This is a genomic window from Micromonospora sp. NPDC049836 (assembly GCF_044465125.1).
Taxonomy (GTDB): domain Bacteria; phylum Actinomycetota; class Actinomycetes; order Mycobacteriales; family Micromonosporaceae; genus Micromonospora.
Genome location: NZ_JBITLH010000030.1, coordinates 1 through 14754, shown reverse-complemented (window position 1 = coordinate 14754; position 14754 = coordinate 1). Strand labels below are relative to the sequence as shown.

Annotated in this window: 15 protein-coding genes and 4 pseudogenes; 10 read left to right on the top strand and 9 right to left on the bottom strand. The window is 69.1% G+C overall.

Annotation, left to right across the window (positions count from 1 at the left end; genetic code table 11):
- A pseudogene (locus tag ACIBPB_RS33335) lies at positions 1-239 on the top strand (IS110 family transposase); the annotation flags it as partial.
- Between the two features lie 667 nt (positions 240-906).
- Here ACIBPB_RS33335 and ACIBPB_RS33330 read toward each other — a convergent pair.
- On the bottom strand, positions 907-1818 hold the full coding sequence (locus tag ACIBPB_RS33330; protein WP_396843210.1) for a LysR substrate-binding domain-containing protein: 912 nt from the start codon (positions 1816-1818) through the stop codon (positions 907-909).
- A gap of 246 nt (positions 1819-2064) precedes the next feature.
- On the opposite strand from ACIBPB_RS33330, the gene ACIBPB_RS33325 reads away from it, so the two are divergent.
- The 8 genes and pseudogenes from ACIBPB_RS33325 to ACIBPB_RS33290 all read left to right on the top strand — a co-directional run.
- On the top strand, positions 2065-2319 hold the full coding sequence (locus ACIBPB_RS33325; RefSeq protein ID WP_396843209.1) for an SDR family NAD(P)-dependent oxidoreductase: 255 nt from the start codon (positions 2065-2067) through the stop codon (positions 2317-2319).
- Positions 2280-2528: pseudogene (locus tag ACIBPB_RS33320) on the top strand (SDR family oxidoreductase); the annotation flags it as partial. The gene ACIBPB_RS33325 and the pseudogene ACIBPB_RS33320, both read left to right, overlap by 40 nt.
- 71 nt (positions 2529-2599) lie before the next feature.
- A complete protein-coding gene (locus ACIBPB_RS33315; RefSeq protein WP_396843208.1) occupies positions 2600-3223 on the top strand; it encodes an NADPH-dependent F420 reductase in 624 nt (207 codons plus the stop codon).
- 134 nt (positions 3224-3357) lie between these two features.
- Complete coding sequence (locus ACIBPB_RS33310) at positions 3358-3660, top strand: hypothetical protein (protein WP_396843207.1); 303 nt, start codon at positions 3358-3360, stop codon at positions 3658-3660.
- An 88-nt stretch (positions 3661-3748) separates the two neighbouring features.
- Positions 3749-3922, top strand: a complete 174-nt coding sequence (locus ACIBPB_RS33305) for a hypothetical protein (protein WP_396843206.1) — start codon at positions 3749-3751, stop codon at positions 3920-3922.
- A 91-nt stretch (positions 3923-4013) separates the two neighbouring features.
- A complete protein-coding gene (locus tag ACIBPB_RS33300) occupies positions 4014-4637 on the top strand; it encodes an NADPH-dependent F420 reductase (RefSeq protein ID WP_396843205.1) in 624 nt (207 codons plus the stop codon).
- Positions 4638-4705: 68 nt separating this feature from the next.
- Complete coding sequence (locus ACIBPB_RS33295; protein WP_396843204.1) at positions 4706-5650, top strand: SDR family oxidoreductase; 945 nt, start codon at positions 4706-4708, stop codon at positions 5648-5650.
- A 60-nt stretch (positions 5651-5710) separates the two neighbouring features.
- Positions 5711-5947 (top strand): annotated as a pseudogene (locus tag ACIBPB_RS33290) (FtsX-like permease family protein); the annotation flags it as partial.
- A 72-nt stretch (positions 5948-6019) separates the two neighbouring features.
- On the opposite strand, the gene ACIBPB_RS33285 reads toward ACIBPB_RS33290, so the two are convergent.
- The 8 genes and pseudogenes from ACIBPB_RS33285 to ACIBPB_RS33250 form a co-directional block, all read right to left on the bottom strand.
- Positions 6020-6679, bottom strand: coding sequence for a response regulator (locus ACIBPB_RS33285; RefSeq protein ID WP_396843203.1), 660 nt, complete (start codon positions 6677-6679; stop codon positions 6020-6022).
- Positions 6676-7851 carry a sensor histidine kinase gene (locus ACIBPB_RS33280; RefSeq protein WP_396843202.1) on the bottom strand — a complete coding sequence of 392 codons (1176 nt, stop codon included), beginning with the start codon at positions 7849-7851 and terminating at the stop codon, positions 6676-6678. The genes ACIBPB_RS33285 and ACIBPB_RS33280 overlap by 4 nt, the downstream gene beginning before the upstream one ends.
- Complete coding sequence (locus tag ACIBPB_RS33275) at positions 7848-8681, bottom strand: lysostaphin resistance A-like protein (protein ID WP_396843201.1); 834 nt, start codon at positions 8679-8681, stop codon at positions 7848-7850. The genes ACIBPB_RS33280 and ACIBPB_RS33275 overlap by 4 nt, the downstream gene beginning before the upstream one ends.
- A 401-nt stretch (positions 8682-9082) precedes the next feature.
- A complete protein-coding gene (locus ACIBPB_RS33270; RefSeq protein ID WP_396843200.1) occupies positions 9083-9907 on the bottom strand; it encodes a helix-turn-helix transcriptional regulator in 825 nt (274 codons plus the stop codon).
- 179 nt (positions 9908-10086) lie between these two features.
- Positions 10087-10545: a hypothetical protein gene (locus ACIBPB_RS33265; protein WP_396843199.1), complete on the bottom strand. Its 459-nt coding sequence runs from the start codon at positions 10543-10545 to the stop codon at positions 10087-10089.
- Positions 10542-11894, bottom strand: a complete 1353-nt coding sequence (locus tag ACIBPB_RS33260; RefSeq protein ID WP_396843198.1) for a multicopper oxidase domain-containing protein — start codon at positions 11892-11894, stop codon at positions 10542-10544. Before ACIBPB_RS33260 ends, ACIBPB_RS33265 begins: the two co-directional genes overlap by 4 nt.
- Positions 11895-12080: 186 nt before the next feature.
- Positions 12081-13133 (bottom strand): multicopper oxidase family protein, encoded by a 1053-nt coding sequence (locus ACIBPB_RS33255; protein WP_396843197.1) that lies wholly within the window; start codon positions 13131-13133, stop codon positions 12081-12083.
- Positions 13134-13707: 574 nt separating this feature from the next.
- A pseudogene (locus ACIBPB_RS33250) lies at positions 13708-13881 on the bottom strand (XRE family transcriptional regulator); the annotation flags it as partial.
- A gap of 99 nt (positions 13882-13980) precedes the next feature.
- Here ACIBPB_RS33250 and ACIBPB_RS33245 point away from each other — a divergent pair.
- Positions 13981-14493, top strand: a complete 513-nt coding sequence (locus ACIBPB_RS33245) for a DinB family protein (protein ID WP_396843196.1) — start codon at positions 13981-13983, stop codon at positions 14491-14493.
- The last annotated feature ends 261 nt before the right edge of the window (positions 14494-14754 follow it).

The window sequence follows — 14754 nt, the reverse complement described above, 5'->3', positions numbered from 1 at the left end:
AGACCGCCGGCAAGACATCGATGGAAGCGATGCGCGCCCTGAAACGACGCCTGTCCGACATCGTCTACCGGTGCATGATCGACGACGCGGTGGCCGCGGCGGCGGGCCCGGGAGGACACCGGGGAACGACTACTGACTCCAGCGTGACCGACTCTCATCCCCCAGCCGGTTCTTCGGAGAAGTCACTTCCCGGACCCGCCGAGACCCAGGATAGAACCCTCCTCCCGGCGGTGTCTTGACACAGAGGGGAGCCAAAAGCGGACACCGCATCGATGTCGCAGAGCTGCCGGTAGCAACTCACCGTGGTCTCGATCAAGCCGCGTGGGTCGGCATGGTCAGGTTGACTGCGCGGGGACGTCTCGCCCCTGAGACACCTCGAAATCTCTGGAGCACCGTTCCACTTCGGCTCGTGAACCCGACCCGGAGCATCGGGCACCGCGTCGACCGGGGCGGCGAGCATCGGCGCGACCGGCCGGCGCAGCACCGGCTCGGCGGCCGGCTGGGGCCGAGGTCGGGCCGGACTCGCCGCCCGCGTCGACTATGAGCGCTGTCCCCGCGCCCACAGCGATACGGCGGCCGACTATTCGCTCGTCGGCGACGACCGGCCAGGCCGTGGTCGACCCGGTCGGCGTGACGCCGCTCCGGTAGCCCGTCGCGTCGAGGGCCACTCCGTCGTCGGACTCTGCGCCTTCGGATGCTCGACGATCTCAACGTCGAGTCCGCGCGCGACCACGTCCGCCTCGAACCGCTCCGCGCCGTCCATCACACGGTCTGCGTCGCTCATTTCCACTTCTCGGGCTTGAGCACGCAGGTATGTGACCCTCCGCACGGCGATCGCAATAGCCCGCAGGCCTCCAGAGCACAAAGCAACCGGTCGAGTGAGGAACCTGATGTCAGCCGAGCTGCTCAACCGCGCTTTGAAGCGGCGTCGGTAACAATCTGCCACATCTCGTAGTTCCCGCATTCTGCAGTGATCTCAGCCGTCGCCTGAGCCGCGGCGAAGAAGTCGTCGGCCATCGGCGAGGTGCGTGACGCCGCCATCGCGATGAGTACCTGGTCGGGCGCCAAGTCCGAGACGGGCACGTAGCTGATGTCCGGCCGTGAGTAGAACACGGTTTCCGAACGCCCCACGAACGAGATGCCGCGGCCGGCCGCGACGTGCTCGAGCTTCTCCTCCACCCCGCGCACCCGGAGCCCGGAGTCGGGGTGCGGGCGCCTGGTGGGCTGCGTGCTCGCGTCGGCATGCCAGATCAGCGGCTCACCGGCCAGGTCGGCCTCGGTGACCTCCTCCTTTCCGGCCAACCGGTGATCGGCGGGCAGCGCCACCATGAGCGGCTCGGTGTAGAGGGTAGCCAGGCGCAGGCCGGTCTCGTCGATGGGCAGCCGTACATAGCCGAGGTCGACGCGGCCGTCGAGCAGCATCGGGACCTGGTCGTCCCATTCCATGCGCTGCACGTCCACGACCACGTCCGGATGGCGGCCACCGAACTCCCGCGCCGCGGGAATGACCGGGATGCCGGACCGAAAACCGATCACCAGCCGCTGGCCGCCACGGGCGGTCGCGGACACCCGGCGCCGGACCGCGTGCGCGGAGGCGAGCAGCGGACCGGCGTCGTCCAGGAGTTGTCGGCCCGCGTCGGTCAGCGTGACGCCGTGGCTGTCCCTGGTGAACAGGGAGGCGCCGAGATCCTGTTCGAGCGCGCGGATCTGCCGGCTAAGCGCCGGCTGCGCGATGTGCAGATCGTCGGCGGCGCGGCCGAAGTGCAGCCTGTTGGCGACGGCGACGAAGTAGCGCAGCTTGCGCAGGTCCAGATCCATGGGCCCTCCAGGTCCGGCAATGCCTCGAGGTTATCACCACGGCTGAAACAGGTCTTGGACACCCGTTCCTGCCAATGGCATCGTTCATGACAGCCGAGAGAAATGTGTACAAGAATTCGGGATCGGCATTTGATGGCAGGGCCTGAACCAGGATGAGCACATCAATAATTGGGCCTCTTCCGTTCCCGTTTCGGAAACCCATCAATTCAAAGGAGTGACCGTGGAAAGCTCGATGGCAAGGTCGCGGTGATCACCGGTGGATCCACCGGCCTGGCGCTGGCCGGGGCCAAGCTGTTCGTCGAGGAAGGAGCGTATGTCTTCATCCAGGCCCGGCGGCAGGAAGCGCTGGACGACGCCGTCAGGCTGATCGGCCGCAACGTGATCGCCGTCCAGGGTGACGCGTCCGACCCGGCTGGAGCCTCTACGCGGGAAGCAAAGCCGTCCAGCAGGCATGGGCCCGTGTCTGGCTCAACGAGCTGCGCGACCGCAAGATCCGGGTGAACGTCCTGACCCCCGGCCAGGTCGGCACCGCCAAGCAGGAAGAGCTGTTCGACGAGGCGACGAGGGCCGCATTCGAGTCCCTCATCCCCCGCGGAACGATGGGCCGTCCCGAAGAGATAGCCAGCATCGCCCTGTTCCTCGCCTCCGACGACTCCAGCTATGTCAACGGTCTGGAACTGGTCGCCGACGGGGGCACCACCGCTATTTGAACCACGCACGAACAAGTCAGAGCGGCGCCTGGAGAACAGGCGCCTCGAGCACAGGGAAAGAGGCACACCTCATGAGCAGCATCACGTTCATCGGTGCGGGGAACATGGCCCGCACGATCGGCACGCTCGCTGTAGCGGGCGGCAACTCCGTCGAGATCATGGCACGTGATCGCTCCAAGGCCGAGGGCCTGGCCAAGGCTTTGGGCGGCGGCACGACGACGGGCGAGTGGGGCGCCGTCCCGGCCGGGGACATCGTCATCACTGCCGTGCTGTACGCCGGTGTCGTTTCGACCGTCGCCCAGTACGGAGACGCCCTCGCGGGCAAGACCATCGTCGACATCAGCAACCCCTTCAACGCCCCGTTCGACGGCCTGGCCCACAGCGAGGCGACCTCGATCGCGCAGGAGGTCGCCAAGGTGGCCCCGGCCAGTGCCAGCGTGTTCAAGGCCTTCAACACCATCTTCCGTGGCGTTCTGGAGAACGGCCGGCCCGACGTCTTCTTCGCCGGTGACGACCCGAAGGCCAAGGCGGACGTGGCGGCATTCATCGAGAGCCTCGGCCTGCGCCCGCTGGACGTCGGCGGCCTGAAGATGGCGCACTGGCTCGAAGGAGCGGGAGTGCTCACGGTCGGCCTCGCCGGCAACGGGATCGGCCACGGGAACTTCGCCCTAGGCGTCAACGAGTTCACGGGCTGACCCAGCTGCCCCCTGGGGATCACCAAGCAGTCGGCGAACAGAATGCCTGCGCTCTGGTTGGTTGATGGACCACCGGCTCGACGCTGTCAGACATCAACAGTGGCGAAGGAATTCGCCCGAGGAGTCTCAACGCAATGCAGCTCGGTTTCGTGATTCCTGTTGTCGGGCCCGCCGTCAGCGACGCCCCCGCCCTGAGCGCTTTCGTCCGCGGGCTCGAGGATCTGGACCGAGGGCCGCAGATGACCCGCTTCCTCGATCCGATGCTGCTGTTGACCGTTGCTGCGGCGGCGACCAGCCGGGTGCGCCTGAACACCAGCACGCTCAGCACGTTCTACTACGAGCCGCCGCGCGGCAGGATGCTCGATGACATGCTGGCGTTCCTGCAGGCGTGGTGGACGACCAGTCCCCTGCCCTGGGACAGCTGCGTCGATCAGTAGTCAGGACGAGGGTGCTGGCCGCCTGTGGTCGATCGCGCGTCGAGCGGCGCAGGACGCCGGTCGCGATCCCGACGCACTCAAGACGGCCATGCGGATCAACCTCGATCCGGGCAAGTCCGTGGACTCGGTCGCGGACCAGCTGAAGCGGTACGCCGAGTCCGGTGTTGATGAGGCGTACTTCGATGCCTTCGCGATGTTCACCAGCCTTGACCAGCTGCTCGACTTCGCCGGCGAGGTGATCGCGCGTACCGGCCGGTTGTGACCACCTAAGAAGCGACCAGCCAATAAACGACCACCTAAGAAACCGGACGGGCAAGCCGTTCGATTCAGACCAGAGGAAAAGAGTATTCATCATGAGCAGCATCAGTTTCATCGGCCTGGGGGGCATGGCCCACGCCATCGCCTCACGCGCGGTATCGCGCGGCCACTCCGTCCAACTCATCGGCCGCGACCCGGCCAAGGCCAGAGGCCTTGCCGCCGAGCTCGGCGTCGGGGCCACGGCGGGGACCTTCGGCGCCGTCCCTGTGGGCGACATCGTCGTCCTCGCCGTGCCGTACGCCAGCGCCGTGCCGGTCATCGCCCAGTACGGGGATGCCTTGGCCGGCAAGGTCATCATCGACATCTCCAACACCTTCAACGCCGACGCCACCGGCCTTGTCACTCCTGAGGGCACGTCCGGCGCGCAGGAGATCGTCAAGGCGGCCCCGGCGAGCGCGCACGTCGTGAAGGCGTTCAACACCGTCTTCGGCCACGTCCTGGTCCAGGAGCGTCCGCTGGACGTGTTCTTCGCCGGAGATGACGCACGGGCCAAGGCGAGCGTGTCGGCGTTCATCGAGAGCCTCGGGCTGCGTCCCTTCGATGTCGGCGGCCTGGAGATGGCCCGCTGGCTGGAAGGGGTCGGGCCGCTGCTGATGGGCCTGGCCCGGAACGGCGCCGGGACCTTCGACGTCGCTCTCGGCGTCGACTTCCCCCGCTGAGCCCACCCCGGCTGAGCCCACCCCGCACCACCAACGCTTCCCCCGCATCACTCACAAGGAGTAGTACCGTGCGCGTCTTCGTCACTGGCGGGACCGGCCATTCCGGTTCGTACATCATCCCGGAGCTCGTCACCGCCGGGCACGAGGTCACCGGCCTGGCCCGCTCGGACACCGCAGCGGCGACGCTATCCGCGCTCGGCGCGAAGGTACGCCGCGGCGACCTCCAGGACCTCGAGGGGCTCAAGGAGGCTGCTGCGGACTCCGACGGCGTCATCCACGTCGCGCACCGGCAGGACCTGCTCCCGTCCGGCGGGGTGGCCGCCGTCGCCGCCGCGGAGCTTCCGATCATGCTCGCGTACGGCGAGGCTCTCGCGGGGACCGGAAAGCCGCTGGTCGCGGCGGGGAGCATCGGCTCGCCCGGCAGCGGGAGGGACCTGGGCCGTCCGAGCACCGAGGACGACCCGGCCCTTCCCGTCGGCGACGAGCACAAGGGCACCCTGCGGGCCCGTAACGTCGTGGAGGCCGCCGTCATCGGGCTCGCCGAGCAGAACGTGCGGTCCTCGGTCGTGCGGATCGCCAACATCGCGCACAGCACGACCGACCAGGGGGGCTTCCTCCCCACCCTGATCGCGCTCGCGAAGGAGAGGGGCTTCGCCGGCTACCCCGGAGACGGCGAGAACCGGTGGAACGCCGTGCACGCCCGTGACGCCGCCTCCTTGTTCCGCCTGGCGCTGGAGAAGGGCCCGGCGGGCAGCTACTGGCACGCGGTCGAGGACGGAGGCCTCCCGTTCCGCGAGATCGCCGAGGCCATCGGCAGCCGCCTGGGCGTGCCCGCCGTGAGCGTCCCCCTGGACGAGCTGATGCTGCCGGGATACTTCGGGTTCCTCACGAACGTCGCCACGCAGAGCTACCCGACGTCCAACCTCATCACCCGCCGCACCCTCGGCTGGGCACCCGCTCAGCCCCGCCTCCTCGCCGATCTGGACAACGGCCACTACTTCTCCGCTACCTGACAGCAGGAACCCCCGTCGCAACGCGTCCGGCATGACAAGGACAAGGCCCAGCTCGCCGTCGAGGGCGTGCTCATCGCCGGCGTCGGCCCGATCCTCGGCATCGTGCTCGGGCTCGTGTTCGGCTGGGCCGGCGCGGTTACGGCGCTGTCCCTCATGGGCGACGTGCGGTACACCGTCCCGTGGACGGACCTCGCGGCGGTCCTGGCCATCGCCCTCCTCGCTGGGCTCCTCGCCTCGGTGCTACCGGCGCGGGCCGCGGCCCGCACCTCACCCGTGGCAGCGCCTGGGGCGGAGTGACGACCGCCCGTCGCTGACGCTGATGGCGACGCCCGTGCACAGCCTGGGCGCGGGCGTCGCCGTGCGCCACCCTCAGGTCACCAGCCCGTTGCGGTACGCGTAGACCACCGCCTGCACACGGTCGCGCAGACCGAGCTTGGCCAGGAGGCGCGACACGTACGTCTTGACCGTCTCCTGGCTGATCACCAGGGCCGCGGCGATCTCGCCGTTCGACAGGCCGTCGGCGATCAGACGCAGCACCTCCAGCTCGCGCCGGGTCAGCGCCGTGTCGCCGGGGGCGCCCTCGGTGGGCCGGATCCGCGTCGCGTACCTGCCGACGAGCTGCCTGGTCACCTCGGGCGCCAGTAGCGCCGCCCCGGAGGCAACCGTGCGGATGCCGTTCAGCAGCTGCGCCGCCGGGGCGTCCTTGAGCAGGAACCCGCTCGCCCCGGCGCGCAGCGCCTCGTAGACGTACTCGTCCAGATTGAACGTGGTCACCACGAGCACCTTGACGGGACGCGCCACCCCGGCGCCGGCCAGCAGGCGGGTCGCCTCGATACCGTCGAGCACCGGCATCCGGACGTCCATCACCACGACGTCCGGGTTCAGTCGCCCAGCGAGGTCGACGGCGGCCCGCCCGTCCTCGCACTCGCCGACCACCTCGAGGTCGGGCTGGGCGTCGATGATCGTCGCGAACCCGGTGCGGATCAGCGCCTGGTCGTCGCACACCAGGACCCGGATCGCCACACTCACGACCGGCTCCCGGTGGGGATGCGCGCCAGGACGACGAATCCGCCGTCGGCCCCGCGGTCCGCGCTGAACTCGCCACCCAAGGCTTCCACCCTTCCCCGCAGCCCGACGAGCCCCCGACCGCTCCCGCCGGGAGACCGCGGGCGGGCGCCGACGGGGACCTGCTCAGGTCCGGTCCCGGCAGTGCTGATCTGCACGGTGATCTCCCGTTCGTCGTAGCGCACGCCGACCGCCGTCGGGCTGCCGTGGGCGTGCTTGAGGGCGTTGGTCAGGGACTCCTGCACCACCCGGTGGGCGACCAGCTCGGCGCTCCCGGCGGATTCCGACTGCGTGCCCTCCTCGGTGAGCTCTACCGGCTGCCCGGCCTGACGGGCCTGCTCGACGAGCGTGTGCAGGTCCCGGAGGAACGGTGCCCGGGCCGCGCCGTCGTGGCCCGGGTCGAGCAGGTCCAGGAGGTTTCGGAGGTCGCCGATCGCCCGCCGGCCCGTGTCGGTGACCGCATTCAGTGTCTCGTCGAGACGATCGGGGGCGTCTGTCAGGTACCTGGCAGCCTCCGTCTGCACGACCATCGCCGTCACGTGGTGCGTCACGACGTCGTGCAGCTCGCGGGCGATCCGCGTGCGTTCCGCGGTGCGGGTCTCCTCGGCGACCCGGAGGCGCCGTTCGGTCTCGGCGACCCGGGTGGAGCGCAGCCAGGAGCCGACGGCCCACACGAGGACCAGCGCCAGGTAGAACGTCAGGTACCCGTCCGCCCGCTCGGCACCGCCGACCAGGTCGATCGCGAGCGCCAGCACCACATAGGCACCCGAGAGGAGGATCGCGACCGTGCGACGACGGTGTTCCAGGTAGGCACCCGCGCTCAGCAGCGCGATAGCGAGCCCGGCGCCCGCGATCGTGTGGTAACCCCGGAGCTGGTCGAGGGCGAAGCCGAGGAACACCAGGACGAGGCAGGCGGCCGGCCACCGCCGGCGAACGGCGAGCGGGAAGCACTGGAGGACGATCGCCACGACGGCCAGCGCGTCGAAGGGACGGGTCGGCAGCGCGCCGACCTCCGTCCCCAGCCCGTGCAACGCCGGCACGATCGATGCGACCGCCGGCAGCAACGCGAGCGGCAGGTCCCGGACCGTGACATCGAGCTGCCGCCACCGGTCCAGGACCCGCCGGAGATCGGTCACCGGGAGAGCCTAGCGGCCACGTCCGCCCGGGCCGAGCGACGGACGGGGACCACGTGACCACGCCGGTGGGCGAGCCACATGAACACGCCGGTGGCCAGCACGCCGAACCCCACCGCGTAGACACTGGCCTCCGGTCCGAAGTCGCCGCCCGTGACCAGCACGGGACCCGAGATCGTCGCGTCCAGCAGGCCCTGCGCGGTGTTGCTGCCGGACACCTCGGTGCTGAAGATGGCGCTCGCGGCGATGTTCCAGCCGAAGTGCAGACCGATCGGCACCCACAGCTTGCGGGTGGCGATGTACGCGGCGGTCAGCATCCCGCCTGCCTCGATGGCGATAGCGACGGCACCCAACAGGGTCGCGTTCGCGTTGGCCAGGTGGATCAGGCCGAACAGCGAGCCGGTCAGCGCGAGCGCGATCCAGGTTCCGGTCCAGCGCTCGATGTTGCGGAACAGGACACCGCGGAAGACCAGTTCCTCGGCCACAGCGGCACCCGCCATGATCCCGAGCAGGCTGACGGCGCTCGCCGGCGAGCCCAGGCCGTTGATCGTGTAGTCACCGAAGAAGGCGATGTTCGCGATGACTGCCCCGAACAGCGCAATGCCGAGCAGCGTGCCCCAGCTGATCCCGGCACCTGCTCCCTTCAGCGACACCTCGAGGGGGGCCCGGTGCTCGGTTCGCCGCACCACCCAGCCGTAGACCAGGACCCCGACGACGGCCGTCAGCAGGCCGGCGACGAGCGCCAGCCAGGGGGTGTCCTTCACCGCCGCCGTGCCCAGATTGCCGAGGACCCAGACCGCCGCAACCGCCAAGAGCTGCCATACCAGACGCACGATGACTCCTTTGAGAAGCCGCGGCGGAGGCGTCGCGGGGTACCCCGAACGCTATGGATTTACCCGCCCGAAGTAGTCACCGCACGGTGGACATTCGCAGGTAGCTCGCACGGGGGACAGACTGGGCTGCGTCGGGCAGCACCGCCGAACGTCAGCAGACGTACTGGCTCGGCGTCGACGACGAGCAGTTCTACGACCCATACGCAGGCCACTAGCCTCGGCCCTTCGTCAAGGGCGGTCCGCAGGGCGGGCAAGGAACAAAGGGCTGATCGCCGCCATGTTCGACCCGAACACGTTGAGCTCCCACTCCGGTGGCCGCTCTGCCAGCGCCACCGATGCGACAGGCGGCCCTGATGCCGTCATCCTGCCTGACGGGTCCGACGACCTTGCCCGCTTCGTCCTCAAGGCGGGCCCGGGCGGCCGGCTCCGCCGTCCGGGTGACCGTCCTGACCACCTTCGACCTGGCCGGCCCGGCCTGACCGTCGCCGGCTGGCTCGCCCGCTCGTGACCGGTGAGAGGGTCGTGCCGGCCGGGTCGACCGGCAAGCGCGGGGCGCGAGCCAGATAAGCCAGGCACAGGGATGGTTGCACCAACGGTTCCAGCCGGTCGGCGGCCAACGGCGCCCGTATCTCCGCGAGCACCCCTCGCATCAGGCCCAGGTGCAACGAGCACACCACCTCGCGGTGTTGCTCGGCGATTTCACGGAACGGGCAGTGCCGCAACGGGATCACCGGATCCGCCGCGCCCTCTGCCGCACCGGGGGCGAACCCGGCATCGGCCAGCACGGTGGAAAGGCGACGCACTGCCTCTGCCGCATCGATCCGCTGCGACGGCGCCGGCCGGTCTGCCAGATAGCGGCCCCATGCCTCGCCGGCTGTCACCGCGGCCCGGTCAGGCTCGGGCAGCGTGTCGGCGACGACGCTGGTCAACATCTCGGCCAGCAGCCGATAGTTGCGCTGCCCGGCCGGGACCTGGCTGACGAGCGCGCGATACACGATCCGGGGACGACCAGGCATGCTGCGGTCCTCGGCCGCCCGCTCGGCAAGACCCGAATCGACCAGCCCGTCCAGGTGAAAGCGGGAGGTGTTCCGATGCAGCCCGCTACGCTCCGCAACATCCTGCACCGCAACCGGCTCGGCCGCCGCCCGCAGCACCTCCAGAACCCGACTGCGGCTCGCACCCAGCACGGTAGCCGGATCCGAGTCAGTCAACGGCTGCCCTAACACACAGCGAGTTTAGCCGAATCTACTAGTAGAAATCACGTGGCGGAGGACACACCGCGACCCGCCGGCATCGGCGCGGCCAGGCCAGGCCACCCTTCGGGCTTCGGGCGATCCATGGGTCGACACGGGCGGCGACAGCACCGGGGGCCGCGGAGGTGGTCCGCGGCCCCCGGTGGCGTCGGTCAGCTGGGCCGTCGGCGGATCGCATCCCACAGCATCGCGACCGCGGCGGTGAGGGCCACCCCCTCGGCGAGAACGCAGAGCGTGTCGATGACACCAACCGCCTCAGGTTCGCCCGTCTCCGGGCCGAAGGGAAGGCCGGCCGTGCGGCTGACCGCCCACAGGGCGATCGCGGCGGCGTTGACCACCACACCGAGGCTGACCAGCCACGGACGTCGGACGGTCCAGACCGCGGCGGCCCAGATCAGCTGGAACGCCCCGATCAGCGTGAAGAACACCCCATAACCGACCCACTCGCTCCGGTGCTCCGGTACCACGCCGTAGTGGATCAGGCCAGCCAGCACGGAGCAGCCGGCGGCGATGGCAAGCAGCGCGGTGTTCCGCACTGCCGAGACCGTGCCGGCCGGGGCGGCCGGAGAAGTTGCGCCGGTGGTTACGGTGGCGTCGGTCGCGGCGGTCACTTGTTGTCTCCTACCTGGAAGATGCCGAGCGCGCCGCGGGACATGTTCATCATCTTGTGCGTGATGAACGGGTACGTCCCCGCGTCGGGCAGGGTGAACTCGACGAAGCCACCCTGGGTGGGCAGCAGGTCGAGGGTCTGCGATCCGCCTTGCTCCGCGTTGCCGGGCTGCAACCGGTACGCGCCTTCCTTCCACACCGTGTCGAAGATCGTGCCGACGACATGGAAGGCCATGTTCTGGTTGGGGCCGGCGTTGTCGAGCCATACCCGGACGCGCGCACCGGGAGCGACCTTGATCGGGGCGAAGGCGTACTGGTTGTAGTACCCGTTGAAGACGACCGCGTCGTCCGTGCCCGCCATCATCTTCTTCAGGTCACCGGGCTGGCCCTGCGGTCCGAGGTTCAACTCGGACTGGACGAGAACGATCTCTTTGTCCACCTTGGGGAGGTTCGGCGGGTCGACGACCACGGCGCCGTACATGCCGTTGCCCATGTGGTAGATCATCGGGTCGGCCCCGCAGTGGTAGGTGAAGATGCCGGCGAACTGGGCCTTGAACTGGTAGTCCAGCGACTCGCCGGGCTTGATCGTCCGCATCTGGATGTTGGGCGCCACCTTCGAGGCATGGAAGTCGATGGAGTGCTCCATCGTGCCGTCGTTGACGAGGCGGACGTTGAACACGTCGCCGACCTTGCCGTGCAGGACCGGCCCGGGAGCGGTGCCGTTGTACGTCCACCGGACCTGCTTGACGCCCGGCGCGACCTCCATGGTCTTCTCCTGAACGTGCAGCGTGACGTTGTGCGTCGTGCCGCCCTCGACGGGCTGGAGCGTCGGGTCGACCGGCTTCCAGTCGGCGGACGGCTTGGCGCTGGCGTCGATCGTCGCGTCGTTGCCCCCACCGGCGGTGTCCGCGGCGCCGCCCGTCGCGGCCTGCGCCTGCTCACCCTCGACATTGATCGCCAGCAGCATGCCGGCGTCCTTGTGGCCCGGCACCAGGCACCACGCCTGGGTCGACTTGCTGATCACGCCCCAGTGGACGGTCGATGACTTGCCCGGGTCGAGCAACGGGGTGTCCACGCCCTCCAGCGAGAGGGTGTGCTGCTGATTGCCCTTGTTGGTGACGTTGACCGTCACATCGGCCCCGCGCGGCACGCTGATCGAGGCGGGCTTGACGTACATGTCGCCCAGTTCGATGTCGAAGCTGAGCTTCTTGCCGACGCCCGGGGCGGACTCGCCCGCGGTCGCGGCGGACGTCGCTCCCGAGGCGGACAGGTCCAGGGCGCTGTGCGGCTGCGCGAGCCCGACAAAAACGAATCCGATGAGTAGACCCAGCGCGACACCGCTGGTGAGCATCGGGAACAGGTCGCCGAGCCATGCCGCGGCCCTGCTGCGACCGGCCGGGTTCGAAGACGGTGGGTCCGGGACGTTTGGCACCGGGGGACTTGATGAGTTGAGGGGCACGGCAGGAACCTCCAAGTCGCATGACATGCCACAGCGGGGATGGTGGAAGCTGGTCTCCGAGCGGGGGTCACTGCCCGGTCAGGAGATGCGCATCAAGGTGAACAGGCCGAACATCCCCTGCGATCCTTCGGAGTGCGGGAAGATGTGGCAGTGGAACGCCCAGGCGCCCTTGGCGTTGGCGTGCACCAGGACGGTGTAGCGCTCGCCGGGCGACACCGGGACGGTGTCGGCCGTGTACGGCGCGGGCAACGGGAACCCGTCCTTGGCGATCACCAGTTGGTCCACCCCGTGCAGGTGCATCGGGTGCTCCATGGTGCCGACGTTGATGTACGTGATCTCGACCCAGTCGCCGAGGTGCGCATCGATCGGCTTGGTGGCGGGGAACGACTTCCCGTTGATCGTCATGCCGACGGTGCCGGCGTCCTGCACCTGCATCAGCACGACCTGGCTCGGCTTGATGTTGTTCGGCGTCGGGATGTCACCCACCTCGATGCCGCCGTACAAACCGCTGGTCACCTGCTTGGTGCCGTTGTGGTGCGAGTGGTACCAGGTGACCATCGGGCGCGTCGCGTCCCAGGTGTACGTGAAGCTCTTGCCCGGTTGGATCGGGTCCTGGGTCACGTCGGGCACGCCGTCCATGTTGTTGGGCAGCTGGATGCCGTGCCAGTGCACGCTGGTCGACTCGGGGAGTTGGTTCTCGACCACGATCTTGACCTTGTCGCCGACGTTCACGTGGATCGTCGGGCCCGGTACCGTTCCGTTGAATGCGAAGGCGTCGACAATCTTGCCCGGCTCGACCTCCCACTTCGTCGGCGCGGCGGTGAGGTGGAACTCCTTGGTCCCGTCGGCGAGCACGGTGGGCGCGAGGTCCTTGCCACCTTCGCCCTTGGTGGCGGCCGGGAACGACTTGTCCCGCTTGGCCATCTGCTCGTCCATGGTCTTCCAGTCCACGGCTGCGCCGTGGTCCGATTCGGACGTCGAGGGCGACGTGGTCGCGCTGCCGTGGGCATCGTGGGCGTCGTGTGCGTCGGTGGTCCCGGCCGGGACCGATGCCCCGGCCGGGGCGAGCCAGACGGGGACCGCGAGGGCGGTTGCGAAGGCCACCGCCATCGTCAGAAGCTGCTTTCTCAACATGACACCCTCTCTTGGGGCGCTTAAAAACTAGTCCACTAGTTTTTACTACCGTCGTTAGTAAAAGTGAATGGGACGGTCGCCACACGAAAACCCGACGGCCAGCACGTCGCGTACTCGCGGCGGTAGCGCTGGCGACCCTGCCGTCCGCACCGAGCTGCGCCGGACCGTGCGCGGCACGGCGCGGCCACCGCAGCTCGCCCGCGCCTGCCGGCTGGTCGCCCACTCCACCTGCCAACACGAGTACGGGATGAGCCTCGCCCACCCGACGCACATGCCGTCGAGACCTCACCGATGCACGCCACGGATCTGCTGCTCCTGGTTCACCGCTCCTCCCCCGCCGGCCAGTGGTCACGGCTGATTGGGAAGCGGTGGCGGGCGGGTGGCGGGCAGGCCGGTTGCTCCCCGCCTGAGCCGTCGGCACGGTCTGCGTCGGCCCGCGGTGCCACCGGTCCCCGCGCAACCGCTCAGCCTGGTCGAGCAGCCGCCGCTGCGCCGCTGCCTGCTCGCGCGCCTGGTACCGCTGCCCCGTGGCCGGGGGTGGCGGCGGGGACAGTTCGTGCCCGAGGGAGGGCTACCCGCGCACTCCGATCGCGAGAGCCAACTCCCGCGCGTCCTCTCCGACGGTGCCCGGCCGGTTCGCCAACTCCAGCGCAACCGTGCCGGCGAACGGCAGATGTCGCACCGTATCCACGCTTTCGCGCAGTGCCCGGCCGAGCAGGTGCGCCGCCCAACAGCTTCCGCGCCGACTGTCCGGAACCGGCGCCGCCGATCGTCAGCTGTATCGAGTCGACCCAGCGGCAGACGCGCGATGGACGGCGCGTCACCGCGAGATGAGGAGGATCCTGTGTCACGACCAGCCACGCCGGCGGAGAACGAACTGCTCATCAAGCACCTGGACGGTCAACGCCGGCACGTGCTGGGCATCCTGGAGGGCCTCGACGAGGACGCCCTCCGCCGGCCGGTACTGCCGTCGGGGTGGTCCTGCCTCGGCCTGGTGCGTCACCTCACCGAGAACGACGAGCGGTTCTGGTTCCGCTGCGTCGTCGGCGGCGAGTCGGAGATCATCGCCACACTGAGCCGGACCGCCAACGCCTGGCAGGTCGACCCCGACGTCCCGGCCGCCGTGGTGCTGGACCGCTACCGGCAGGAGATCGACCGCGCCAACGCCGTCATCGCTGCCACCCCGCTGGACGCCGGGCCGGCCTGGTGGCCGCCGGACCGGTTCGGCGACTGGCGGCTGGACAGCGTGCGGGAGGTGCTCCTGCACATGATCAGCGAGACCGCCTGCCACGCCGGTCACCTGGACGCGGTCCGGGAACTCATCGACGGCCGGACCTGGCTGGTCAACTCCGCGTAACCTCAGCGCCCTCGCCGCGACCTGTCTGTCCCTGACTGTGCGCGGATTTGCCGAGTTGAAACGTTCGTGGAACCAGGAACGTTACTGCGTAATAGCCGAGAAAGTGGAGTTCGGTGTCAACGCCGGCTGAATTTTGGTCTTCAGGAAGCGGCGACACAGGGCGCCTTAGTACTCCAGCCGCACTTCGCGGAGTCGTTGTCTTCGCTGGTAGTGGCTTGTTTTGGCTCTGAACTGGTGGCGGCGTCGCCACCATGACCATCG